The sequence below is a fragment of the Bradyrhizobium sp. 170 genome (assembly GCF_023101085.1).
In the GTDB taxonomy this organism is placed as follows: Bacteria; Pseudomonadota; Alphaproteobacteria; order Rhizobiales; family Xanthobacteraceae; genus Bradyrhizobium.
In genome coordinates this window covers 2,514,895-2,538,487 of record NZ_CP064703.1, presented here as the reverse complement: position 1 = coordinate 2,538,487, position 23,593 = coordinate 2,514,895, and the positions used below count along the sequence as shown (strand labels likewise).

The window sequence follows — 23,593 nt, the reverse complement described above, 5'->3', positions numbered from 1 at the left end:
TTTCGATGCGCCGGGAATATTCGGCAACCGTACGCATCAGGTCGCAAGCGATGGTTAATTCGGGGGTCCGTAAAATTACCCGGGTGTGGGATGGACGCTGGATCGAGCGCTAACCAACGGATTCGGCGACAAGGCGAATCCTGAACACGGGCTTCTTGGCTTCGTCCAGAAGCTCCATCTGCCACTCGGCGTCCTGTTTCAGGCTGCGCGAAAGGCTGCCGAGGAGATTACCGCAGACGTTCGTCATCTCGGTCCAGGCCGCCTCGCGGCTTTCGAATTCGGAGCCCTGATCGGATGCGCCCGCGTAGCGGCCGTGGCTGATCCGGAAAAAATACAGCGGCATGATTGATCTCATGTGTTGGGCCGCCTCCCGGCCTTCTCTGCCGGTCACCAGTTGGGATGAGATTCGCTACCAGGACATGAATCCGCCAGCCCGTATGACTACGGGTTGGCGTGCGCCGGATGAGGCTGGATGCCGGATGTTCACCGTCGCGCGACCGCTCTCGGACCGGCTGCAGGCGGTGTTTCCGCGATCAGTCGGTCGAGCGGCGCAGCTCCGAGGCGCCCTCGGCCTTGGCTGCTTCGGCCTTGGCCGGCTCAGACTTGACCTGCTCCACCTTCGGCTCGGATTTCACCGGCTCGAGCTTGGCGCTCTCGACCGCCGGCGTCTCGACCCGTCCCGTTACCTCGGCACGTGCATCAGCCGCCGCGCGCGACGGCTCCTCCCGACGATGCAGCGAACGCGGTCGCGCCACGGAGCGCGCCATGAGCATCTGCGAGGCGCCCTGATGGCGGAAATCGCAATAGGCGAAGCCCATGCCCGAGACGGAGCCGCGGAACGAGCGATCGTCGCGCTTGTCGAGATTGAAGCACGGCTCGAACGGAAGCCCCTTGATCGAAGCGCAGACAGCCTGGCCGCGAATCTGCAGCGTGTTGCCGGGCAGGCGTACATGGCGGATCGGGCCCGAGCCCGCGAATTGGACCGAGCCGGCAGCGCCGAGATCTTCGAGAATGCGGCCGGCGCCGCGGGTGCCGTCGAAACAGGTAAAGGCGAAAACCTTGCCGCTCACAAACCTGCGCGCCTCGTCGGCATTCATGCTCCCGGCCAGCGCAGGAACAATCATCGCACTGGCCGTGACGGCCCCCAGAACCAAACGCGCAAGCATGCAGCTACTCCAACTTAACAATAGCGCGGGCGCCCGCCTTTACCCCGTGCTTACCATACCAACCGTGGCAACATTGGAGCAGGTTGGTTGGTAAAGTCTGAACGCCGTTAGAGAATTTTTACCACGATTCGACCGCGGACCTGGCCAGCGAGGATTTGCGCGCCGGTTCCGACGACTTGGTCGAGGGTGATTTCCTGAGTAATTTCAGCCAGTTTACCCTTGTCCAAATCGCTGGCAAGACGGTTCCAGGCGAGCCTGCGCTGGGGCAACGGACACATCACGGAATCGATGCCGAGAAGGCACACCCCGCGTAAAATGAAAGGCGCGACCGATGACGGCAGGTCCATGCCGGCGGCAAGCCCGCAAGCGGCGATGGCGCCGCCATATTTCGTCATCGAAAGCAGGTTGGCGAGCGTCGTCGAGCCAACGCTGTCGACGCCGCCAGCCCAGCGCTCCTTCGCCAGCGGCTTGGCGGGCCCTGCGAGTTCGGCACGGTCGATCACCTCGGCGGCGCCGAGCTTCTTGAGATAGTCGGCTTCCGACATCCGCCCGGTGGACGCGATGACGTGGTAGCCGAGCCTGGAGAGCACGGCGGTGGCGACCGAACCGACGCCGCCGGCGGCGCCGGTCACCACGACAGGGCCGCTCGCAGGCGTCAGGCCATGCTTCTCCAGCGCCAGCACCGACAGCATCGCGGTATAGCCGGCGGTCCCGATCGCCATCGCTTCGCGCGTCGAGATGTTTTCCGGCAGCCTTACCAGCCAGTCACCCTTGACGCGGGCCTTTTCGGCATAGGCGCCGAGATGGGTCTCGCCCATGCCCCAGCCGTTGCAGACGACCTTGTCGCCGGCCTTCCACGCTGGATGTGAGGATTGTTCGACAGTGCCGGCGAAGTCGATGCCGGCGATCATCGGGAAACGCCGCACCACAGGGGCCTTGCCGGTGACGGCGAGACCATCCTTGTAGTTCAGCGTCGACCATTCGACGGCGACCGTGACGTCGCCTTCCATCAATTCGGCTTCGTCGAACTGCGTCAGCGCGACGGTGGTGCCCTTTTCCGCCTTGTCGATCCTGATGGCCTTGAACGTTCCCATGGCAAACTCCCCGGACTGTTCTGTGTCGGGAGTGTTTACCGCATCAGGCGGGTTGTGCAACCGGGCGCGCGACCGGCTGTTCGACGATCGGCAGGTTGATCAGCGCCGACAGCACGCCGAACACGATCGAGAGCCACCAGATCGCCGTGTAGGAGCCGAACTGCTCGAACACCACGCCACCGAGCCAGACACCGAGGAAGCCGCCGACCTGATGGCTGACGAAGGCGAATCCATACAACGTGGCGAACCAGCGGGTGCCGAACATCAGCGCCACCAGCGCCGAGGTCGGCGGCACCGTCGAGAGCCAGGTCAGGCCGGTAGTGGCGCCGAATACGATCGCCGAGAAGGTGGTGATCGGAAACGAGATGAACGCCATGATCGACAGCGCGCGGGCAAAGTAGATGAGCGAGAGGATATAACGCTTGGGATATTTGTTCTGCAGCCAGCCGACGCTGAGCGAGCCGATGATGTTGAAGAGACCGATGGCCGCGACCACCCAGCCGCCGGTCTGCGCCGAGACTCCACGATCGGCGAGATAGGCCGGTAGATGCACGGTGATGAACGCGAGCTGGAAGCCGCAAGTGAAGAAGCCGAGCACCAATAGAACATAGGAGCGATGGCCGAACGCCTCCGCCAGCGCGGTCTTGAACGATTGCTGGTCGGCGACAGGGACGTTCGACGACGCCGCAGGCGGCGTCGCGATCGCGAGCGACAGCGGGACGATCAGCAGCATCAGCAACGCGAACACCGTCAGCGCCGCCTCCCAGCCGAAATTGTCGATCATCGCCACGCCGAACGGCGCGAACAAAAATTGTCCGAACGAGCCGGCCGCGGTGCCGGCGCCGAGTGCCATGCCGCGCTTCTCGGGCGGCAAGAGCTTGCTGAACGCCGACAACACGAGATTGAACGAACAGCCGGAAAGACCGAAGCCGATCAGGACGCCGGCGCCAAGATCGAGCGACATGGGCGTCGTGGAATAGCGCATCAAGAGCAGGCCGCCGGCATAGAGCAGCGCGCCTATAATCATCACGCGCAAGATGCCGAACCGGTCGGCGATGGCGCCCGCGATCGGCTGGCCCAGTCCCCACAACAGGTTCTGCAGCGCCAGCGCGAGGCCGAAGACATCGCGGCCCCAGGTGAATTCCCGGCTCATCGGCTGGACGAAAAAGCCGAGGCTCGAGCGCGGGCCGAAGCTCAACAGTGCGATCGCGCAGCCGCAGATGATGATGACGAGCGGCGTCCGCCAGGCGCCAAGGCCGGAAGTTGGACGAAGGTCGCCGGTCGTTGCAGCCATTTATTTCCCCTGATCGATCGGCGCCCGGAACCGCCAGGCGAAATGTTACGATGAGTTAATGCATCTGCATGAAAAGCCCAAGGGGTCCGCAGTAAAAATTCTCACTGCAGGGCAGCCCTGCAAAATCGGCGAGTGCAATGAGACTGTCAGGGAGAACAATTTTGGCCCGGGATTTCTCCCCACGTCGTCCCTGCGAACGCAGGGATCCATACGCCGCGGCCGCGCAGTTTAAGGAAGTGCCCGTCGTTCGATTTCGTTTCGACAACCACCGCCAGTGGTTATGGGTCCCTGCGTTCGCAGGGACGACGTCGAGCGCTATCGTTTCGCGCTCGTCTGCTCGGCGGAGCTCTGTGCGGCTTCGGCGAGCCTGGCGGAGATCGCCGCGGTTTCGGCCTGGCTTCCCCAGCTCGGCGCGTCGCTGCCGTTGCCCCAGGCGCGCGGCCGGTAGAAGGTGTGTACGCCGGTCTTGTACATCTTCTTCATTTCATTGACCCAGGACGGCCGCACCCAATAGGCGTGGTAGTGCGTCGACTTGTCGACTTCCGGCAACCAGAGCTGACCATCGAGCATCGCTTTTGCGATTTTCTGCGCGCGCTCCCACATGTCGGGTTCGCGAATGACGTCCTTGTTGTTGTCGCAGGCGAAGGTGAACTGGCAGGCCAAATGGCGGTGCTTGTTCTGGTAGACCACGCCGCACACGGTTTCCGGATATTTGCCGGAAAACGCGCGGTTCAGCACCACCTGCGCCACCGCGATCTGGCCCCGCACCGCTTCGCCGCGGGCTTCGAAATAGACGGCTTCCGCCAGGCATTTCTCCGACTTGGCGCGCGACTTTTCGTCGAACAGGCCGAGACGTTCGGCGGGCATCTTGGCGCGCTGGTTGTCGGAATTGACCTCGCCCTTTGGCGCAACGCTCTCGCCCATCTCGCCGGCCCGCACCGGACCGTCGGCATCGACCGGCAGCGAGGCCATCACCTTCATGTCGGGATCGGGGATCGCGCCCGGCATCACGATGACAGGCTCTTCGCCGGGCCGCCAGCGCTCGATGCTTTCCGGCGATCCGAGCGACGAACCAAAAAACAGGCTCGAGGTCTTGAAGGAGAAACCATCGCGCGGCGGCGAAGGGGTGCGCGCGGCCTCGCGCGTTTCCGGAATAATCTTGAGTTCGTCCTGAGGTTTGGTTTCGAGCGACAGCGACATGTCGTATTGCGCCAGCGGCGGCGCGCTCAGTGCGGCCTGCAGCTCCGGATCGAGCGGCGCGCGCTCGACGGACGGCGCCGTCTCGGCGGTCTTGGCGCCCTTGACCGATGTATTCGAGGTCGCGGGATCCTCGGCCGCCGGCGCGCGCTCAGCGGGGCTTGCGGTTTCCGCGGGCGGCGGCGTCACGACGAGGCGATCGCCTTTCAGCGTGCGATCGACCTTGGGAAAATCAGCGGCGTGATAGCGCGGCGGCGGAGCGACGAGCGGATTGCGCGTCACGGATCCCGTGATGTCGATGCCTTGATTGTCGAGGCTCGCCAGCCGGTAGGTCGCGGTTTGCGGCGAGGAGGTTCCGATCGGACGGCCGAAAGAGAATGTTGCGACCTGGATGGTGCCGGCGGAGGAGAACACCCGCTTCTGCCAACGCTCGGCGACGCCGGGCTGGCGCGCCAGCAGCGAAGCAATATCCTGATATCCGATCTCGGTCGGCATCAAAGCGAAGACGCAGAGACCGAGGCCGAAGGACGCGAACCGCGCGCCCTTCGGCTGGCTACGCAACACAAACATTGTACGCTCACGCAACGCTTACACGATCGAACGTCAGTACATCCGTGCAATTCGACCTTTTTTGTTGGTATCGAATTTAGGTTGCCGGGGAGTTAATCGGCGTGGCCCGCGTGCTACACGCAAGACATCACGGGATTTCGCGGATCGCATGAGAAGTGTTGGTAAACAGGCGCGCGATGAAAGTGGTAAATATCCCGTCAACGAAGATGATGAAGAAATTGATGCGTCGTGCGAATACGGGAACCCGTGATTGCGCCGAGTGAATGTTGTTAGGAGCTTGCGCACCGAACTCCCCGCGTCATTGCGAGCGAAGCGAAGCAATCCATGGCGCAGCATAACGGATAGATGGATTGCTTCGCTTCGCTCGCAATGCGGCCTTATGCATCTTAGCGGGCGCAAGCACATCATCGTGCTCGATCACGTGACCATCCGCATCACGTACGCAAAAACGCAAATGCCCGGGACAAGCCCGGGCATGACGTCACCTTCGTGATTGTCGGTATAAAGAAAGCTTACGCCTGGCTTGCGACCGTCTTGCCGAGCGCGGCCTGCGCGGCGGCGAGGCGGGCGATCGGCACGCGATAGGGCGAGCACGACACGTAGTCGAGCCCGATCTCGTGGCAGAACGCGACCGATGCGGGGTCGCCACCATGCTCGCCGCAAATGCCGACCTTCAGATTCGGGCGGACCTTGCGGCCGCGGGTGACGCCGATCTTCACCAGTTCGCCGACGCCATCGCGATCGACCGAGATGAACGGATCGATTTCCAGAATCCCCTTGCTGACATAGGTGCCGAGGAAGCTCGCGGCATCGTCGCGGCTGATGCCGTAGGTGGTCTGGGTCAGGTCGTTGGTGCCGAACGAGAAGAACTCCGCGGTCTGCGCGATGTCGCCGGCCATCAGGCACGCGCGCGGCAACTCGATCATGGTGCCGACCTGATAGGCCAGCTTCTTGCCGGTCTCCTTCATCACCGACTGCGCGGTGGCATCGATCCGCCCCTTGATCAGATCGAACTCGGCCTTGGTCGCGATCAGCGGCACCATCACCTCGAGGCCGACCGCCTTGCTGGTGCGCTTTTCGGCTTCGACCGCCGCTTCGAAGATCGCGCGCGCCTGCATCTCGGCGATCTCAGGATAGGCAATGGCGAGGCGGCAGCCGCGGAAACCCAGCATCGGGTTGAACTCGGCAAGATCGCGGGCGCGATCGGCGAGCCGGCGCGGGTCGGTGTTCATCGCGCGCGCGACTTCCTCGATCTCGGCCTGGGTGTGCGGCAGGAACTCGTGCAGCGGCGGATCGAGCAGGCGGATCGTGACCGGCAGTCCCTTCATGATCTCGAACAGCTCGACGAAGTCCGCGCGCTGCATCGGCAACAGCTTCGACAGCGCGGCACGGCGCGACTGCTCGTCCTCGGAAAGGATCATCTCGCGCACGGTGCGGATGCGGGTTTCCTCGAAGAACATGTGCTCGGTGCGGCACAGCCCGATGCCCTCGCCGCCAAACTTGATGGCGGTGCGCGCATCTTCCGGCGTGTCGGCGTTGACGCGAACGCCGAGCTTGCGAACCTGATCGGCCCAGCCCATCAGCGTGCCGAATTCGCCCGACAGTTTCGGCTCGATCATCGGCATCCGGCCGGCCAGCACCTGGCCCAGCGAACCGTCGATGGTGATGACGTCGCCGGTCTTGAAGGTGCGCGAGCCGATGCTCATGGTGCCGCGGCCGTAGTCGACGCGAATGGCGCCGCAGCCGGAGACGCAGGGCTTGCCCATGCCGCGCGCGACCACGGCAGCGTGCGAGGTCATGCCGCCGCGGGTGGTCAGGATGCCTTCAGCCGCGTGCATGCCGTGAATGTCTTCCGGGCTGGTCTCGACCCGCACCAGAATGACGTTGCGACCGTCGGCCTGCAGCTTGGCGGCTTCGTCGGACGAGAACACGATCTCGCCCGATGCGGCGCCCGGCGAGGCCGGCAGGCCGGTCGCGATCACGTCGCGCTTGGCGGAGGGATCGATGGTCGGATGCAGCAATTGATCCAGCGAAGCCGGATCGATCCGCATCACCGCATCCTTTTTCGAGATCAGGCCTTCATTGGCGAGTTCGACCGCGATCCGCAGCGCGGCTTTCGCCGTGCGCTTGCCGCCGCGGGTCTGCAGCATCCACAACTTGCCCTGCTCGACCGTGAACTCCATGTCCTGCATGTCGCGGTAGTGCTTTTCGAGCAGCGTGTAGAACCGCGTCAGTTCCTTGAACGCCTCCGGCATCGCGCTTTCCATCGACGGCTTGTCGGAACCGGATTCCTGGCGCGCTTCCTCGGTGATGTCCTGCGGCGTGCGAATGCCCGCCACCACGTCCTCACCCTGTGCGTTGATCAGGAATTCGCCGTAGAGCTTGCTCTCGCCGGTGGAGGGATTGCGCGTGAACGCAACACCGGTCGCGGACGTCTCGCCCATGTTGCCGAACACCATGGCCTGCACGTTGACGGCGGTGCCCCAGGATTCCGGGATGTCGTGCAGGCGGCGGTAGGTCACCGCACGCGCATTCATCCAGGATGAGAACACCGCGCCGATCGCGCCCCACAATTGCTGGTGCGGATCCTGCGGAAAATCCTTGCCGGTCTCGCGCGCCACGGCTTCCTTGTACTTGCCGACCAGTTCGACCCAGTCGTCGCCGGAGAGATCGGTGTCGAGCGTATAGCCCTGGCCGTCCTTGAAGGTGTCGAGGATGTCCTCGAAGTGATGATGCTCGAAGCCGAGCACCACGTCCGAATACATCGTGATGAAGCGGCGATAGCTGTCATAGGCGAAGCGGCGATCGCCGGAGAGCTCGGCGAGCGCTTCGACCGTCTTGTCGTTGAGGCCGAGATTGAGCACGGTGTCCATCATGCCCGGCATCGAGGCGCGGCCGCCGGAGCGGACCGACACCAGAAGCGGATTCTTCGAATCGCCGAACGCCTTGCCGGTCAGCTTGCCGACATGATCGAGCGCCTTCTCGACCTGCGCCTTCAGTGCGGCGGGATAGGATTTGTCGTGGGCATAGAAATAGGTGCAGACCGAAGTCGGGATGGTGAAGCCCGGAGGCACCGGCAGGCCGAGATTGGCCATTTCGGCCAGGTTGGCGCCCTTGCCGCCCAGGAGGTCGCGCAGGCCCGCTTTGCCCTCCGCCTTGCCGTCCCCGAAGGTATAGACCCACTTGCCGGATTTTACCGCCTCGGCGGCCGGCTTGCGAACCGCAGCCTTCTTGGCCGCGGTCTTGGCGACCGGCTTGGCCGGGCCCTTCAGCGCCTTGCGGGCGGAAGGGGCCGCGGCGGCGGCCTTGGGCCGGGCCGATGGCTTTGATTTCGCTACAGATTTCACTGCAGCCTTCTTGGACTTCGCGACGGCTTTGGCCATGGATTCCAACTATCCGAAAAGATGAGAAGATTGCGCGCCTTACAACATTTTGAGGGGTTCCGCGCAAGCCGCGAAACCCTGCTTTCCCGGGCTAGAACCGAAACATCTTGAGCACGCCGAGACCGACCAGGCCTACGAAGATCAGGTATATGGCGACGATGTAGTTGAGCAGCCGCGGCATGATCAGGATAAAAATCCCCGCGAGAAGAGCGACGATCGCGGGAACGTGCGCAGCGGTGATGGTCATTGAAATCTCCGGCTGATGAGGGGGATCGAATCGAGGGTGGCAACTTAGCCGCTGGCGCGGTTTCGGAATAGCAAGACGCCCACCACTTCAATGGGTTCCAGCCTCCGCAACAATTCCCCAGAAATGCCGCGTATGAGGCCGCTTTTTTGCCGGAACAATGCCGTACGGGATGAATTGGCCCGCATCGTATGCGCTGGGGAAAGCCGGCGCTCTTCTCGCAAAGGAGTTGACCATGCGGAACAGACTATTTGCCATTGCGGCGATCGCCGGCGCGATGGCGGCCCCGATCGCGGCACAGGCGCAGACCACGATCACCACCGGCACCGCCGGCGGCAGCACGGTCGTCATCGGTGAACACGAAGGCATCGCGGCCGATCAGCGGCCGGCCTTCCGCGAATACATCGTGCGTGAACGCGTGCCGAACTACACGATTCCCGAGCGGGTGATCGTCGGCGGGGTGCTGCCGGAAGCCGGCGTCACCTACTACGACGTGCCGCAATCGTTCGGCATGACGCCCTATCGCTACACCGTGGTGAACGGCCAGACGATATTGGTCGAACCGCGTTCGCGTCGCATCGTTCAGGTGGTCGATTGACCTCAAGCCTGAACGATTGGTCCGGGCGCCGCGCAAGCGGATGTGCGCGAGACACGACCGGACACGAAGCCCCGCCCGGCGTCCCCTCCGGGCGGGGTTTTCTTTGTGTGATGCTTATCGCGAACGCGGTGCCGTAGGGTGGGCAAAGGCGCACTTGCGCCGTGCCCACCATCTTCATGCGTGGACGTAGTTGGAAGGTGGGCACGCTTCGCTTTGCCCACCCTACAATTTATTCCCTGATCTCTAATCCCGGCTTCTTCACCACGAGCCGGTGAATCTTCTTGCCCGATGAGGCGCTGACCGCCTCTTCATCGAGCAACACCGTCGTCGCCTTCAGTTCCGCAAGCACCAGGGCGGCGTCGAAGGCTACGTAGAGCCGCCCCTGCGCGTCGCGTTGATCGGCGCCCTCGGTGACGCGCCAGCTCAGATAGAGAATGCCGCTGGGCTTGACGATATCGAGCAGACGGCGAACCGCTGCCGCAATCTGCTTGCGGTCGAGATGCATGATCACGGTTTCGCACAGCACGTTATCGAACGTCCCGACGCCGCGCAGATCGGGCAATTCGGCCTGCGCGAACTTGAACGAGGGATATCGCCGGCGCGCCTCGTTGAGCAGGCCTTCGGAAGGATCGAAGCCCACGGCCGAAAAACCGTTCGCGTGGAGCCAAGCGACCTCGCGGCCGCAGCCGCAACCGATATCGGCCGAATTGCCGCCGCGCACGAAAAACCGCTCGACGACTTCCTGCAGGTCGACGGGGGACGGCTGATCGTGCCAGTCCTTCGCGAACGCCGCCGCATCCAGTTCGTAAGCGGCGAGCGTCTGACGATCCATGATCTAGCCTTCGATCTTCGAAAAATCCGCAACCGCGCGGGTCGCCGCGCGGATCTCGTTCAGAAGCTTTAGTCGGTTCTCGCGCACCTTGGGTTCATCGTCATTGACCTTGACCTTGTCGAAGAACGCATCGACTGCCGGACGCAGCTTGGCCATCGCGCTCATTGCGGTGGCGAAATCTTCCTTCTGTACCGCGGCTCTGGCCTCGCTCTTGACCTGATCGATCGCGCTGGCGAGAGCCTTTTCCTCAGGCAAGTTGTAAAGCCCGGCATCCGGGGCGCCGTCAAACGTGCGCTTGTCCTTTTTCTCCTCGATCGCAAGGATGTTACTCGCCCGCTTGGTCCCTGCAAGCAGGTTCTTGCCGTCGTCGGTGTCAAGGAACTTTCCGAGCGCCTCGACGCGGCGCACCACCAGCAGCAGATCGTCCTGGCCGCCGAGCGAGAACACGGCATCGACGAGGTCGTGACGCGCGCCCTGGTCGCGAAGCTGGACTTTCAGGCGGTCGGCGAAGAAGGAGAGGAGATCGCCCGGAAGTTTCTGAGCGTCGCCCGTTGCCGGCAAACCAACCATGGACGACTTCGCCACGTTCAAGATCGGCAGCCGAAGCGTATTCTCGACGATCAGCCTGATGACGCCCAGCGCCGCTCGCCGCAGCGCATAGGGATCCTTGCTTCCGGTCGGCTTCTCGTCGATCGCCCAGAATCCGGCCAGCGTATCGATCTTGTCGGCCAGCGCGACCGCCACGCTCACGGGATCAGTGGGAACACGATCAGCGGGCCCTTGCGGCTTGTAATGCTCCTCGCTTGCGGCGGCGACGGAGGCATCTTCGCCCTGGGCTTGCGCGTAGTACTTCCCCATCAAGCCTTGCAGCTCTGGGAACTCGCCGACGACTTCGGTGAGCAAATCAGCTTTCGCCAGATGCGCGGCGCGCTTGGCCTTTTCGACGTCAGCGCCGACCAGCGGCGCGATCTCGGCGGCCAGCCGTTCGATGCGCTTGATCCGTTCGGCCTGCGTGCCCAGCTGTTCGTGAAACACGATCTGCTCGAACTTCGGCAGGCGGGCTTCGAGCTTCGTCTTCAGGTCGGTTTCGTAGAAGAATTTCGCGTCCGACAGCCGCGCGCGGATCACGCGTTCGTTGCCGCCGATGATGGTCTTGCCGCCGTCCGTGGCTTCGATGTTGGCGGTGAGGATGAACTTGTTGATCAGTTTGCCCGTCTTGGGATCGCTGACGACAAAGCATTTCTGGTTGTTTCGGATGGTGGCGCGGATCACCTCGCCCGGGATCGTGAGATACTCCTCGTCGAACGATCCCATCAGCGCGACCGGCCACTCGACGAGACCGGCGACCTCGTCCAGCAGCACCTGGTCCTCGACCAGCTCAAAGCCTTGCGCGAATGCCAATTGCTTGGCGTCCGCGAGGATGATGTCCTTGCGCGCCTGCGGATCGAGCACGACTTTTGCGGCCTTCAGCTTGGCTTCGTAATCCTCGAAGCGGCGCACGGAGATCGCAGCCGGCGCCATGAATCTGTGGCCGAACGTGGTCTGCCCGGCCTCGATGCCATCGACGGAAAACTTCACCACGTCGGGCTCTTCGGTCTCCGGCCCAAAAGTCGCGATGATCGAATGCAGCGGCCGCACCCAGGAGAGCGAGCCTGATTTGGCCGAACGTTCGCCCCAGCGCATCGATTTCGGCCATGGGAAAGTCCTGATGATGACCGGCAGAATCTCGGCGAGCACGTCGAGGGTGGCACGTCCCGGCTTTTCGATCAGCGCGATGTAGAAGTCGCCCTTCTTCGGGTCGGTCTGGATCTTGGCGTCTTCGATCCGGGCGAGACCCGTAGCCTTCAAGAATCCCTGGATCGCCGCATCGGCGCCGCCGACGCGCGGGCCGCGGCGTTCTTCCTTCAGGTCGGATTGCCGCGCCGGGATGCCGTGCACGGTCAGCGCCAGCCGCCGCGGCGTCGCGAACGCTTTTGCGCCTTCGTAAACCAGGCCCTCGGCGACGAGCTTGTCGGTGACCATGCGGCGCAAATCGTCCGCCGCCTTCGCCTGCATGCGCGCGGGGATTTCTTCGGAAAACAGCTCCAGCAGAAGATCAGGCATCAGACCGCCCTGCCCGCTTCGGTGTGAACCCAGGCGTCGCCGCAGGCCTTTGCCAGTTCGCGCACGCGCATGATGTAGCTCTGCCGCTCGGTCACCGAGATCACGCCGCGGGCGTCGAGCAGGTTGAAGACGTGGCTCGCCTTGATGCACTGGTCATAGGCCGGCAGCGCCATCAGATGTTCTTTCTGGTTGCCGCCCTCGCGCCACCCGGCGGCGAGATACTTTTTGCACGCGTCCTCGGCCATTTTGAATTGCTCGAACAGCATCGTGGTGTCGGCATATTCGAAATTGTGCCGCGAATATTCCTGCTCGGCCTGCAGGAAGACGTCGCCATAGGTGACCTTGTCGGCACCGTCGCGGCCGTTGAAGTTGAGATCGTAGACGCGATCGACACCCTGCACATACATCGCAAGACGCTCGAGCCCATAGGTGAGTTCGCCGGCAACGGGCGCGCATTCGACGCCCGCGACCTGCTGAAAATAAGTGAACTGGCTGACTTCCATGCCGTCGCACCAGCACTCCCAGCCCAGCCCCCATGCGCCGAGCGTCGGGCTCTCCCAATCGTCCTCGACAAAGCGGATGTCGTGCAGGCTGGAATCGATGCCGATGGCCGCGAGCGACTTCAGGTACAGGTCCTGAAGGTTCGGCGGCGACGGCTTCATGATCACCTGAAACTGATAATAGTGCTGCATCCGGTTGGGATTTTCGCCGTAACGACCGTCCTTGGGCCGCCGCGAGGGCTGCACATAGGCCGCGTTCCAGCGCTTCGGACCGAGCGCGCGCAGCGTCGTCGCGGGATGGAAGGTGCCCGCGCCCATTTCCATGTCGTAGGGCTGCAGGATCACGCAGCCCTGCTCCGCCCAAAACCGTTGCAGGGCGAGGATGAAGCCCTGGAACGAACGTTCCGGGCGCATATGGGCAGGAAGTGCGTCCATCGGCAGAATCGGTCTCGCGAAGGGGGATTAAGAAGCGCGGGACCGTATCGACGCGGCGGCAGGGAATCAAGGCGGTGCCGGTGGTATGGCACCGCCCAGTGGGCGCTAAGCGCCTGTTCTAGCCCGGCCGATAAGCTCCGGTGACGGGGTCGCGGCGCAGGGTCGGAATATCGGCCGTCTGGGCGGCCTCGGTGACGCGCGCCAGGCGCGCCTCTTCCAGCTCCCTGTTGATGCGGACGGCGGTCTTGTAGGCCCATCGGACCACGGCGAGCCCACCCAGGGCACCCGCGAATGCGATCAGCGGCGGCATCGGTCGATCCTTGTCGTTCACGTGTCAGCCCCCAATGGGTGCATTGTCGCCCAAGCCGGCCTGCGCCGCAATTCCGCTTTTGGGACTAAATGGCGCGGCTCGATGACCTGCAGTTGATTTCTAGAACCCGAATTTGGCCCAAATCGCCCGAGTTTCGAGCGCCGAAATCAGGTCATCCGGCAGCCCTCCGATACCGTCGAAGGCGGCCAGCGAACCCGCCCCCGGCGACTTCCGGCCCAACAGCCCGGCCAGCATCCCGCTTGCGGGCGCGATGACGGGCGTCAGCACTTTCTCGCCAAAGCGCTCGCGCAGCGTCGACCTGATATCGCCGATCTTGTCCGCAAGGCCCAGCGACACGGCCTTCTCGCCCGCCCAGTACTCGCCGGTGAACAGGACATCCTCGGCTCCCTTGAGCCGCGCACCGCGGCTGCCTTTGACCAGCGCGATGAAGATGGCGTGGATCTCGCGCTGAAGCGCCTTCAGGCGCGCCACGTCATCGGGGTCTTCCGGCAGGAACGGGTCGAGCATCGCCTTGTGCTCGCCCGCCGTATAAAGCCGCCGCTCGACGCCAATTTTCTTGATCAAGTTCTGAAAACCGAAACTGCCGCCGACCACGCCGATTGAGCCGAGGATCGAGGACGGATCGCAGAATATCTCGTCGCCCGCGCAGGCGATCATGTAGCCGCCGGATGCCGCGACGTCCTCGACGAACACCAGCACCGGCAGCTTCTTTTCCGCGGCAAGCTGCCTGATCCGCAAATAGATCTGGCGCGATTGCACCGGCGAGCCGCCGGGCGAATTGATCACCAGCGCCACCGCCTTGGCGTGCTTGGTGGCGAAGGCGCGTTCGAGCGTCTTGGCGATGCCCGCCAGCGTCAGGCCCGGCCGTAACGGCGTCACCGCACCGATGACGCCCGACAGTCGCACCACCGGAACGACAGCGGCATCGCGCCGGAATTTTGCCGGAATGAGTTGCTTCACCCTGTCAATGAGGTTCGGCAATCCCGCGCGATCACTTATTTGTTCACTCATGCCGTTACCTCGAATTAACCATTTTTTATCGCGCCACTGTCATTGCAAAGGCCGAAACGCCTTTTTGGGCCGGAACGCCTTTTGCATTGCAGACGTTAAAGCTGCAATGGCGCAGCGGAGACTGACATGAAAATCTACCTGCTGATAATGCTCATCGGCAGCCTTCTGGCCGCGATCCACTTTACATCGGCGCCCAAACAACAGTCAGAGACGCTTCCGCAATAGCGTCCTGTTCCGGGAATTCGGCGTACGAGCCACCTTTACGGGTTGGCGAGCGGCAAGCTCCCCTTCCCGGCCAGAATCTCCTGCACCCTTTTATTGGGTACGCCTGGCTCTTCACTGAGCATCAGGGCGGGAAGGATTTGCGTCGGCGCCCGCCCACCCTTGGTGGCGCGAACCAGGATGCGATTGGCAGGCGCCTGCGGCTCGCCATGAATCGGCTGGACCTGCAAGCTCCCGAAACCGTGATCGAGCGCCGAGAGCACCTCGGCAATTCCATCAGCGCGCCAGATCAGCGTCAGCGCTCCCCTCGACTTGAGAATGCGCCGCGCCGCGTGAACCCATTTCGAGAGCGTCGTTGCGGTCGCCATATGCGCGATCCCGCGCGCCGTGTCCGGCGAGACGCGATGCCGCGCGGGATCGTTGAAGGGCGGGTTCATCAGCACCGCATCGATGCTGTCCGGAACGAGTCCGGCAGCGGCAAAGGTTGTGGCATCGGCTTCCACGTCGAGCACGATCACGTCAGCGTGAATCGCATTCGCATCCGCATTGGCGCGCGCAAGCCCCGCCAGCGCCGCATCGATCTCGACCAGGACCAGATCGATGCCGGTCACGCGCCTGGCAACCGCCAGGCCCGCGACCCCGACGCCGGCGCCGAGATCGGCCACGCGGTCGCCCGAACGGGCTGGCGTTGCTGCCGCCAGCAGCACGGCGTCGTGACCGGCGCGATGTCCCGATTTCAGTTGCTTCAGACGCAATTGCCCGCCGAGAAACGCGTCCTCGGTAAATTCGAGGACGGGGTCAGTCATCGGGGCGCAATTCGTGAGCCAGGCCCGCCTCGGCCAGCAACTCGCGGGCCGCGCGATTGTCGTCCTCGTGAACCAGGATGCGGCGGGGCAGGATGCCGAGCGATCCCTCGATGACGCTCATGTTCTGGTCCAGCACCAGATGATGGATATTGGCGCCGTCGAGCAGCGCGCCGACTGCGGAAACCAGCACGATATCGTTGGTCCTGACCAATTCCCGCACGTGACGCACTCCTTTTCGCCCGGGTGCGGCGATGGCATCGGGCCTGTCAACCGCTTCGTGCCCTTGCCGCCTTAGCCGGCACTTTCTATTGTAGAACAAGGATAGTGCGAATTGGCCAAAATTGGAGACCCGCGTGGCGGTTATTGTACCCTTCGAAAGCCCGAACGCTTCGATCGACGCGCTGGTCGGGCTCGTCGCCGCCGACATGGAGCGGGTCAACGCCACGATCCTGTCGCGGACGGGGTCGGAAGTCACCATGATTCCGGAAGTCGCCAACCACCTGATCTCGTCGGGCGGCAAACGTCTCCGCCCGATGCTGACGCTGGCGATGGCAAACCTCACCGGCTATTCCGGCGACGGCCATATCAAGCTCGCGGCTTCTGTCGAATTCATGCACACCGCGACGCTGCTGCATGACGACGTGGTCGACGAGAGCGAACTGCGCCGCGGCAAGCTGTCGGCGCGGATGCTGTGGGGCAATGAAGCCAGCGTGCTGGTCGGCGACTTCCTGCTCGGCCAGGCTTTTCGCATGATGGTCGAGGTCGGCTCGCTGCGCGCGCTCGACATCCTCTCCTCCGCCGCGGCCACCATCGCCGAAGGCGAAGTGATGCAGCTTGCGGCGGCCAAGAACACCGCGACCACCGAGGACGAATACCTCGCGGTCATCCGGGGCAAGACGGCCGAACTGTTCGCCGCAGCCTGCGAAGTCGGGCCCGTGATCGCCAACCGGCCGAAGGCCGAGCAGACCGCCTGTCGCTCGGTCGGCATGAATCTCGGCATCGCGTTCCAGCTCGTCGACGACGTGCTGGACTATGGCGGCAAGGCCGCGAAACTCGGCAAGAATATCGGCGACGATTTCCGCGAGGGCAAAATCACGCTGCCGGTGGTGCTGGCGTTCCGCCGCGGCAATGACAGCGAACGCAAGTTCTGGGTCAAGGCGCTGGAGCGCGGCGAGATCGGCGACAGCGACCTCGATCACGCCATCGGGTTGATGACCAAACATCGCGCGCTGGAAGACACGATCAGCCGCGCCCAGCATTACGGCGCGATGGCCGTCGACGCGCTGGCGCTGTTTCCGGCCTCGCCGATGAAGACCGCGCTCGAGCAGGTCGTGGCGTTTTGTCTGGCGCGGTCGCATTGAGCGGAAGTCAGTGCGTAGGATGGGGTGGAGCGAAGCGATACCCATCATTCATGCCGTTGACGACAATTGATGGGTTTCGCTTCGCTCTACCCATCCTACGAAAGACGTCGCATTGAACGGCACCAATTTCACATTGTTTCTCCTGGCCGCGCTTGTCATTGCTGCGGTCCCCGGTCCGGGAATCTTTTACGTTGCCGCGAGGACGCTGTCGGGCGGCAAGCGAGCCGGCATCGCGTCGACATTTGGGACTGCACTCGGCGGGCTCGTGCATGTGATCGCGGGCGGGCTTGGCGTCTCGGCGATCATCCTCGCCAGCGCCGAGCTGTTCACCGTGCTCAAATTCGCCGGCGCGCTCTATCTGGTCTGGCTTGGCCTCAAGACGTTTCGCGAGGCGCGCGATCTCTTGCCGCCACAGGCTATCGCTGTCGGTACGCAACGGGTGTTCCGGGAAGGCGTGCTCGTCGAAGCGCTGAATCCAAAGACCGCGGCGTTCTTTCTTGCCTTCATTCCGCAATTCCTCGACCCGGCCGGCGGCTACATCGCACTCCAGTTCATGGCGCTCGGCCTGATCTCGGTGGCGCTAAACACACTGGTCGATGTCGTCGTGGTGATGATGGCCGCCACGGCGCGCGCCGGCCTCACGCGCAATCCGAATTTGCTTCAACGATTGCGGCAGGGCTCGGGGCTGTTCATCGCAGGCCTCGGTATTTCGCTTGCGCTGGCGCGGCGGCCGGCGAGCTAGGCCGTAGGGTGGGCAAAGGCGCGCTTGCGCCGTGCCCACCATCAACACTCCGCCAGGAATGGTGGGCACGCTTCGCTTTGCCCACCCTACGAAATCGGCCTAGCTCAGCGTTCCCGAATGCACCCACCATCCGGGGTGATCGCGCCGGATTTGCTCCGCCGCGCGGCCGGCTTCGGCGGTGTTCTCGTAGATCGCAAAGCAGGTGGCGCCAGATCCGGACATCCGCGCCAGCCAGGCGCCGTTGGTCGCATTGAGCGCCGAGATCACTTGTCCGATCACGGGCTGGACGCGCATGGCCGGCGCTTCCAGATCGTTGGAACTGGCGGCGAGCGCTTCAACCCAGTCTTCGAGCGATGCCGCCCCGTCGGGCCAGCGGTCCTGCAGCAGCACGTCGGTGGCGCCGACCAGCAATTCGCCATTGCGCAAGCCGAGTGCGTTGAAGACGTCTTTGGTCGCGACGGGAACGCCCGGATTGACCATCACGCAGGGCATTTTCGGCAAGTTCAGCGGCTGCAGGGTTTCACCGACGCCGGTCATGACACAGCCGCGTGAGTTGACGCAGACCGGCACGTCGGCGCCGGTCAGTTCCGCGACCTCGATGATGCGGGGATCGTCGAGCGCGAGCCCGTTCAATTGCGAAAGCAGCCGCAACGCCGCCGCGGCATCGGCCGAACCACCACCGATTCCGGCCGCCACCGGCAAGACCTTGTCGAGCGAGAAGCTGCCGGTCTTCATATTTGTTACGCGCTCGGCCAGCAGGCGCGCGGCCTTGAGCACCAGATTGTCCGACGTCTCGCCGCAAGCCTGCGCCAACGGTCCTGACATCTTCAAATCCATATCCGGGCCCGGCGTCAGCGTCAGCCGGTCGGCGCAATCGGCAAACGCCACCACGCTTTCGAGATCGTGAAACCCGTCTGCACGGCGGCCATTCACCCGCAAGGTCAGGTTGACCTTGGCGCGAGCCTCGTCACTCAATACCGGCATTGCCGAACAGCCCCCAAAGTCCTTGCCTCAACCGCCCTTGCCGTCTTCTTTCTTCTTGTCGGCGGAAGCCGCAGAAGAAGTGTCGTCGGGCAGACCGTTGGCAATCTTGGCCTCGATCTTCGGCAATTCTTCCGCCTCGGGCTTGAGGTCGCGGGCATGGGCCCACTGGAATTTGGCTTCCAGCGTCCGCCCGACGCGCCAATAGGCATCGCCGAGATGGTCGTTGATGGTCGGATCCTCGGGCTTGAGATCGATCGCGCGCTCGAGATTCTTCACCGCGTCTTCAAAATTACCGATCCGGTAAAACGCCCAGCCCAGCGAATCCACGATGTAGCCGTCGTCGGGGCGCTGATCGACGGCGCGCCTGATCATCTTCATGCCTTCGTCGAGGTTGATGCCCTGATCGATCCAGGAATAGCCGAGATAGTTCAGCACATGCGGCTGCTCGGGCTGCAGCTCCAGCGCCTTGCGCATGTCGACCTCGGCCTTGTTCCACTGCTTGGAACGTTCCTCGCAAATGCCACGATAATAATAGGTGACCCAGGTGTTCTTATCGGTCACCCCGGGCATCGCATCGATCGCCAGCGAATAGGTGTTGGCGCAATCGTTGAATTTCTTTCGGCCGCGCTCGATGTTGCCGAGCGCCATGATGGCCTCGATATCTTTCGGCGCTTCCCCAGTGACGCCTTTCAGGATCTTGATCGCCTCTTCGCTGCGGTCGGCGGCGTCGAGATTGGTGGCAAGCTGGATCTGCGCATTGCGCTTGAGCGGCGAACTGGCCGGCATGCGCTCGTAGACCTTGATCGCCATCTGAGGCTTCTTCACGGACTCATAGAGATCGGCGAGCGACAGCAGCGCCAGCGGATGATTGGGCTGCAGGTAGAGCGCAAGCTGCAGATAGACCAGCGCCAGATCCTCGCCGCCGCGGCGGGTCAGCGTGGCGCCGATGCCGTACAGCGCCTCGGCTGCGCCGGCCTGCGCCGAATCGACCAGCGGCGACATCTTTTTGCCGGCCCGGGTGTCACGCAGCCCTTCCTGCACCAGCGGATGCCGCGGCAGCTTCTTGTCGAACGCCTCGTAAATGCCGGCCGCCGCCGCGCCGTCCTTGTTGCGCGACAACCAGCGCGCATAGGCGTCGGACACGCGCAGCATCGAATCGTCGAGCTTGTAGGCGCGCTCGAACCGCGTGCCGGCATCCTTGTCCTTGCCCGATATTTCCAGGATCATCCCGGTGTGGAGATCCTTGAAGATCGGATACCATTCGGGGCCGGTCAGCTTGTCGATACCTGCAACCGCCGCCTTGGCATCGCCCGCGCCGTAGCTCGCCCATCCCGACAGCAGCGTCGCCACCAGGTCGGTAATCGGTCCGCGGATCGACTGGTTGATGTTGAGCTGCGCGGCGGGATATTTCTTCTGCTTGAGGTCGCGGACGCCGACCACCAGCCGCGCGACGCGGTTCGCCTTGTCCATCGTCAGGATGCGATCAGCGAGCTTGACCGCTTCGTCGATGTCGCCATCGGCCAGCGAGGAGATGAAGGCGCGGTCCAAAAGTTCGTTGTTCTTCGGATCGGTGCGCAGCGCGGAGCGATAGAACGCCGCGGCTGAAGCCGCGTCGCGCTCGACGCTGGCGTGGCGCGCGGCCAGATAGCTGCCGGACGTCGTCAGCGATTTCAGATCGGCCTTGCTCGGGAATTGCGCGGCGTTATCGCCCGTGTGTTCGGGCGTCTGGGCCAAAACCGCAGCCGGTGCGGCCAGTGCGGCGAGAGTAATTGCGGCGAAGGTCCAACGATTCATACGAGTGGAAAGCATCACGTTCGCCTTGCTCCAGGATGTATGGCGGGATCGTTACGATCGGTCTCGAATGCAAACCCAAGCGGCGGCATCTCGGGCAGCGACAATGCCGCTTTTGGCCCTCAACCGCAAGGATACGGGTTGGCGAATCGATTGGCAGATTAGGCCCTTGAGGCTTCGATTTAGCCAGCCCAACCCGGAAACGCTTTTACTATGGCGGTATCGTGGCCGGAGGCGGTATCACCCTCCTCCAGCTCACGCAATCGTGGTCTACGCCTCGCTACATACCCTGGTAGTTGGGCCCGCCGCCGCCCTCGGGCGGAACCCAGGTGATATTGCCGTTCGGGTCCTTCACGTCGCAGGTTTTGCAGTGGACGCAGTTCTGGGCGTTGATCTGGAAGCGCGGACCCGAGGTTTCCTCGACCCATTCATAGACGCCGGCCGGGCAATAGCGGTTCGACGGACCGGCATAGACATCGTGCTCGGACGCCTTCTGCAGGTTCATGTCGGCGACCTTGAGGTGAACCGGCTGGTCCTCTTCATGGTTGGTGTTGGAGAGGAACACCGACGACAACTTGTCGAAAGTCAACTTGCCGTCCGGCTTGGGATAGGCGATCGGGGTGTGCGCCTTCGCCGCATCCAGCGTCGAGCGGTCGAGCTTGGCATGCGACTGGGTTCCGAACAGCGAGAAGCCCAGCGTGTTGCACCACATGTCGAAGCCGCCTAGCGCGACGCCGATGATGGTGCCGAACTTCGACCACAGCGGCTTGACGTTGCGGACCCGGTGCAGATCCTTGCCGACGGCGGAATCACGCCAGGCGTTCTCGTATTCGACCAGTTCGTCATTGGCGCGGCCGGCGCCGAGCGCCGCGGCGACATGTTCGGCGGCGAGCATGCCGCTGCCCATTGCATTGTGCACGCCCTTGATGCGCGGCACGTTGACGAAGCCAGCCGCGCAGCCGATCAGCGCGCCGCCCGGGAAACTCAGGCGTGGCACCGACTGATAGCCGCCCTCGGTTATGGCGCGCGCGCCATAGGAAATCCGCTTGCCGCCTTCGAACACGGTACGAATCGAAGGATGCGTCTTGAAGCGCTGGAATTCGTCGAACGGCGACAGATATGGGTCGTCGTAGTTGAGATGCACGACGAAGCCGACCGCCACCTTGTTGTCGTCGTAGTGGTAGAGGAACGAGCCGCCGCCGGTCGAATTGTTGAGCGGCCAACCGAACGAATGCTGGATCAGGCCTTTCTGGTGCTTGGCGGGATCGATCTCCCAGACTTCCTTTAACCCGATGCCGAATTTCGACGGCTCACTCTTGGCGTCGAGCGAGTATTTCGCGATCAACTGCTTGCTCAGGCTGCCCCGCGCACCTTCGGCGAACAGCGTGTATTTGCCGAGCAGCTCCATGCCGCGCGTGAAAGAATCCTTCAGGCTGCCATCCCTGGCGATGCCCATGTCGCCGGTCGCGATACCCCGAACCGCTCCGTTGTCGTCATAAAGTACCTCGGCGGCGGCAAAGCCCGGATAGATTTCGACGCCGAGCGCCTCCGCCTTCGGCCCCAGCCAGCGGCATACATCGCCGAGCGAGCCGATATAGCAGTGATGGTTGTTCATCAGCGGCGGCATGGCGAAGTTCGGCAGCCGGATCGCGCTGGTTGCGGTGGTCCAGTAGAAACGATCGTCCTTGACCTGCGTCTTCAGCGGACAATCCGCGTCCTCACGCCAGTCCGGGATCAGTTTGTCGAGGGACACCGGATCGATCACGGCGCCTGAGAGGATATGCGCGCCGACTTCGGAACCCTTCTCCACCACGACGATGCTGAGATCGGCATTGAGCTGCTTCAGCCGGATCGCCGCGGCAAGGCCCGACGGCCCGGCGCCGACGATCACGACGTCGAATTCCATGGATTCGCGGGGAGGAAGTTCTTCTGCACTCATGATCTGATCTCAGCCCGATTGAGAACGGCTCTAAAGGCTCGTTGTTTCCGATTTTTGCGGGGAGGACAACCATGGAAATGCAATGCGAGGCGTTTCACGCCGGCTCGATCCATATTAGATTGGCATAATGGATTTGATCCCCGAACCCGCGCCTAATCTTCGGCAATTGCTGGCCTTTTATCTGGAGGCCGGGGTCGATTGCGCGTTGACGGAAGAGCCGGTCGATCGGCTGAGCGAGCCCGACACCCCGATAGCCCCCGTCCCGGTCCGCGAGACGGCGCCACCGCGCCCGTTGCGGGAAATGCCCGCCGCGACGCCGGCAGTTCCGCGCAGCGAAATAGCGCCCCCGCCGGAAGCGGCCATCGTGATGGCGCGCGAGGCGGCGCGCACGGCGCCGACGCTGGAAGCGCTGCGGGCGCTCCTGGAAAATTTCGAGGGCTGCGCGCTCCGAAACACCGCGACGCGGCTGGTGTTCGCCGACGGCAACCCGCAAGCCCGCATCATGTTCGTCGGCGAGGCGCCCGGGCGCGATGAAGACATCGAGGGCCTGCCCTTTGTCGGACGCTCCGGCAAGTTGCTCGATCGGATGATCGCCGCGATCGGGCTCGACCGCAGCAAGGCCTACATCGCCAACGTGATCCCCTGGCGGCCGCCCGGCAACCGGACGCCCACGCCGCAGGAGACGCAAATCTGCCTGCCCTTCATCCAGCGGCAGATCGAGTTGGTCAATCCGGACGTGCTGGTAACGCTCGGCAATCCCTCGACACAAACGCTGCTGTCGACCCGCGAGGGCATCATGAGGACCCGCGGCAAATGGTTCGACTACGACACCGGCACCCGCACCATCCGCGCCATGGCGACGTTCCATCCGGCCTATCTGTTGCGCTCGCCATCCTACAAGCGGATGTCGTGGCAGGATCTGCGCGCCATTGCGAAGGCACTTGAGCAGACTGCGTCTCCCTCATCCTGAGGAGCCCGCAAAAGCGGGCG

21 protein-coding genes are annotated in these 23,593 nt (G+C 63.4%); 4 read left to right on the top strand and 17 right to left on the bottom strand.

Features of this window, described 5'->3' with window-relative positions; genetic code table 11:
• Positions 1-109: 109 nt before the first annotated feature.
• The 7 genes from IVB05_RS11840 to IVB05_RS11810 all read right to left on the bottom strand — a co-directional run bounded on the left by IVB05_RS11840 (position 110) and on the right by IVB05_RS11810 (position 8,951).
• On the bottom strand, positions 110-343 hold the full coding sequence (locus IVB05_RS11840; protein ID WP_247784396.1) for a hypothetical protein: 234 nt from the start codon (positions 341-343) through the stop codon (positions 110-112).
• 190 nt (positions 344-533) lie between these two features.
• Complete coding sequence (locus tag IVB05_RS11835; protein ID WP_247784394.1) at positions 534-1,166, bottom strand: hypothetical protein; 633 nt, start codon at positions 1,164-1,166, stop codon at positions 534-536.
• Positions 1,167-1,273: 107 nt separating this feature from the next.
• Positions 1,274-2,260: an MDR family oxidoreductase gene (locus tag IVB05_RS11830; RefSeq protein ID WP_247784393.1), complete on the bottom strand. Its 987-nt coding sequence runs from the start codon at positions 2,258-2,260 to the stop codon at positions 1,274-1,276.
• Between the two features lie 43 nt (positions 2,261-2,303).
• Positions 2,304-3,554 (bottom strand): MFS transporter, encoded by a 1,251-nt coding sequence (locus IVB05_RS11825; protein ID WP_247784392.1) that lies wholly within the window; start codon positions 3,552-3,554, stop codon positions 2,304-2,306.
• Positions 3,555-3,869: 315 nt separating this feature from the next.
• Entirely contained in the window at positions 3,870-5,321 is a 1,452-nt protein-coding gene (locus IVB05_RS11820; protein WP_247784391.1) for a cell wall hydrolase, read from the bottom strand.
• Between the two features lie 512 nt (positions 5,322-5,833).
• On the bottom strand, positions 5,834-8,704 hold the full coding sequence (gene ppdK / locus IVB05_RS11815; RefSeq protein WP_247784387.1) for a pyruvate, phosphate dikinase: 2,871 nt from the start codon (positions 8,702-8,704) through the stop codon (positions 5,834-5,836).
• 91 nt (positions 8,705-8,795) lie between these two features.
• On the bottom strand, positions 8,796-8,951 hold the full coding sequence (locus IVB05_RS11810) for a DUF3096 domain-containing protein (RefSeq protein ID WP_083519361.1): 156 nt from the start codon (positions 8,949-8,951) through the stop codon (positions 8,796-8,798).
• Between the two features lie 232 nt (positions 8,952-9,183).
• On the opposite strand from IVB05_RS11810, the gene IVB05_RS11805 reads away from it, so the two are divergent.
• Positions 9,184-9,546 carry a DUF1236 domain-containing protein gene (locus IVB05_RS11805; protein ID WP_247784386.1) on the top strand — a complete coding sequence of 121 codons (363 nt, stop codon included), beginning with the start codon at positions 9,184-9,186 and terminating at the stop codon, positions 9,544-9,546.
• A gap of 229 nt (positions 9,547-9,775) precedes the next feature.
• Here the strand turns inward: IVB05_RS11805 and IVB05_RS11800 are convergent, their stop codons facing one another.
• The 7 genes from IVB05_RS11800 to IVB05_RS11770 all read right to left on the bottom strand — a co-directional run bounded on the left by IVB05_RS11800 (position 9,776) and on the right by IVB05_RS11770 (position 16,006).
• Positions 9,776-10,378, bottom strand: coding sequence for a class I SAM-dependent methyltransferase (locus tag IVB05_RS11800; RefSeq protein WP_247784384.1), 603 nt, complete (start codon positions 10,376-10,378; stop codon positions 9,776-9,778).
• A gap of 3 nt (positions 10,379-10,381) precedes the next feature.
• A complete protein-coding gene (gene glyS, locus IVB05_RS11795; protein WP_247784383.1) occupies positions 10,382-12,481 on the bottom strand; it encodes a glycine--tRNA ligase subunit beta in 2,100 nt (699 codons plus the stop codon).
• Positions 12,481-13,416 (bottom strand): glycine--tRNA ligase subunit alpha, encoded by a 936-nt coding sequence (locus IVB05_RS11790; RefSeq protein ID WP_247520048.1) that lies wholly within the window; start codon positions 13,414-13,416, stop codon positions 12,481-12,483. Before IVB05_RS11790 ends, glyS begins: the two co-directional genes overlap by 1 nt.
• Positions 13,417-13,534: 118 nt before the next feature.
• Positions 13,535-13,726: a hypothetical protein gene (locus IVB05_RS11785; RefSeq protein WP_057849531.1), complete on the bottom strand. Its 192-nt coding sequence runs from the start codon at positions 13,724-13,726 to the stop codon at positions 13,535-13,537.
• A gap of 120 nt (positions 13,727-13,846) precedes the next feature.
• On the bottom strand, positions 13,847-14,758 hold the full coding sequence (locus tag IVB05_RS11780; protein ID WP_247784379.1) for a S49 family peptidase: 912 nt from the start codon (positions 14,756-14,758) through the stop codon (positions 13,847-13,849).
• 260 nt (positions 14,759-15,018) lie between these two features.
• Positions 15,019-15,786 carry a methyltransferase gene (locus tag IVB05_RS11775; protein WP_247784377.1) on the bottom strand — a complete coding sequence of 256 codons (768 nt, stop codon included), beginning with the start codon at positions 15,784-15,786 and terminating at the stop codon, positions 15,019-15,021.
• Positions 15,779-16,006: a DUF2007 domain-containing protein gene (locus IVB05_RS11770; RefSeq protein ID WP_247784375.1), complete on the bottom strand. Its 228-nt coding sequence runs from the start codon at positions 16,004-16,006 to the stop codon at positions 15,779-15,781. Before IVB05_RS11770 ends, IVB05_RS11775 begins: the two co-directional genes overlap by 8 nt.
• Positions 16,007-16,139: 133 nt before the next feature.
• Between IVB05_RS11770 and IVB05_RS11765 the strand changes: the two genes are divergently transcribed.
• Both IVB05_RS11765 and IVB05_RS11760 read left to right on the top strand, forming a co-directional pair.
• On the top strand, positions 16,140-17,147 hold the full coding sequence (locus IVB05_RS11765) for a polyprenyl synthetase family protein (protein ID WP_108518510.1): 1,008 nt from the start codon (positions 16,140-16,142) through the stop codon (positions 17,145-17,147).
• Positions 17,148-17,259: 112 nt separating this feature from the next.
• Positions 17,260-17,889, top strand: a complete 630-nt coding sequence (locus IVB05_RS11760) for a LysE family translocator (RefSeq protein ID WP_247784373.1) — start codon at positions 17,260-17,262, stop codon at positions 17,887-17,889.
• A 99-nt stretch (positions 17,890-17,988) separates the two neighbouring features.
• Here the strand turns inward: IVB05_RS11760 and IVB05_RS11755 are convergent, their stop codons facing one another.
• The 3 genes from IVB05_RS11755 to IVB05_RS11745 all read right to left on the bottom strand — a co-directional run bounded on the left by IVB05_RS11755 (position 17,989) and on the right by IVB05_RS11745 (position 22,603).
• Complete coding sequence (locus IVB05_RS11755) at positions 17,989-18,873, bottom strand: 4-(cytidine 5'-diphospho)-2-C-methyl-D-erythritol kinase (RefSeq protein WP_247784372.1); 885 nt, start codon at positions 18,871-18,873, stop codon at positions 17,989-17,991.
• A 27-nt stretch (positions 18,874-18,900) separates the two neighbouring features.
• Complete coding sequence (locus IVB05_RS11750; protein ID WP_247784370.1) at positions 18,901-20,682, bottom strand: tetratricopeptide repeat protein; 1,782 nt, start codon at positions 20,680-20,682, stop codon at positions 18,901-18,903.
• 262 nt (positions 20,683-20,944) lie between these two features.
• Complete coding sequence (locus IVB05_RS11745) at positions 20,945-22,603, bottom strand: electron transfer flavoprotein-ubiquinone oxidoreductase (protein WP_247784368.1); 1,659 nt, start codon at positions 22,601-22,603, stop codon at positions 20,945-20,947.
• A gap of 133 nt (positions 22,604-22,736) precedes the next feature.
• Here IVB05_RS11745 and IVB05_RS11740 point away from each other — a divergent pair, with 133 nt between their 5' ends.
• Positions 22,737-23,573, top strand: a complete 837-nt coding sequence (locus tag IVB05_RS11740; protein WP_247786663.1) for a uracil-DNA glycosylase — start codon at positions 22,737-22,739, stop codon at positions 23,571-23,573.
• The last annotated feature ends 20 nt before the right edge of the window (positions 23,574-23,593 follow it).

Bases quoted from the DNA above. Each gene is read 5' to 3' on its own strand.
- IVB05_RS11840 (WP_247784396.1), bottom strand. From the start codon at position 343: ATGCCGCTGTATTTTTTCCGGATCAGCCACGGCCGCTACGCGGGCGCA.
- IVB05_RS11835 (WP_247784394.1), bottom strand. From the start codon at position 1,166: ATGCTTGCGCGTTTGGTTCTGGGGGCCGTCACGGCCAGTGCGATGATT.
- IVB05_RS11830 (WP_247784393.1), bottom strand. From the start codon at position 2,260: ATGGGAACGTTCAAGGCCATCAGGATCGACAAGGCGGAAAAGGGCACC.
- IVB05_RS11825 (WP_247784392.1), bottom strand. From the start codon at position 3,554: ATGGCTGCAACGACCGGCGACCTTCGTCCAACTTCCGGCCTTGGCGCC.
- IVB05_RS11820 (WP_247784391.1), bottom strand. From the start codon at position 5,321: ATGTTTGTGTTGCGTAGCCAGCCGAAGGGCGCGCGGTTCGCGTCCTTC.
- ppdK (WP_247784387.1), bottom strand. From the start codon at position 8,704: ATGGCCAAAGCCGTCGCGAAGTCCAAGAAGGCTGCAGTGAAATCTGTA.
- IVB05_RS11810 (WP_083519361.1), bottom strand. From the start codon at position 8,951: ATGACCATCACCGCTGCGCACGTTCCCGCGATCGTCGCTCTTCTCGCG.
- IVB05_RS11805 (WP_247784386.1), top strand. From the start codon at position 9,184: ATGCGGAACAGACTATTTGCCATTGCGGCGATCGCCGGCGCGATGGCG.
- IVB05_RS11800 (WP_247784384.1), bottom strand. From the start codon at position 10,378: ATGGATCGTCAGACGCTCGCCGCTTACGAACTGGATGCGGCGGCGTTC.
- glyS (WP_247784383.1), bottom strand. From the start codon at position 12,481: ATGCCTGATCTTCTGCTGGAGCTGTTTTCCGAAGAAATCCCCGCGCGC.
- IVB05_RS11790 (WP_247520048.1), bottom strand. From the start codon at position 13,416: ATGGACGCACTTCCTGCCCATATGCGCCCGGAACGTTCGTTCCAGGGC.
- IVB05_RS11785 (WP_057849531.1), bottom strand. From the start codon at position 13,726: ATGCCGCCGCTGATCGCATTCGCGGGTGCCCTGGGTGGGCTCGCCGTG.
- IVB05_RS11780 (WP_247784379.1), bottom strand. From the start codon at position 14,758: ATGAGTGAACAAATAAGTGATCGCGCGGGATTGCCGAACCTCATTGAC.
- IVB05_RS11775 (WP_247784377.1), bottom strand. From the start codon at position 15,786: ATGACTGACCCCGTCCTCGAATTTACCGAGGACGCGTTTCTCGGCGGG.
- IVB05_RS11755 (WP_247784372.1), bottom strand. From the start codon at position 18,873: ATGCCGGTATTGAGTGACGAGGCTCGCGCCAAGGTCAACCTGACCTTG.
- IVB05_RS11750 (WP_247784370.1), bottom strand. From the start codon at position 20,682: ATGCTTTCCACTCGTATGAATCGTTGGACCTTCGCCGCAATTACTCTC.
- IVB05_RS11745 (WP_247784368.1), bottom strand. From the start codon at position 22,603: ATGAGTGCAGAAGAACTTCCTCCCCGCGAATCCATGGAATTCGACGTC.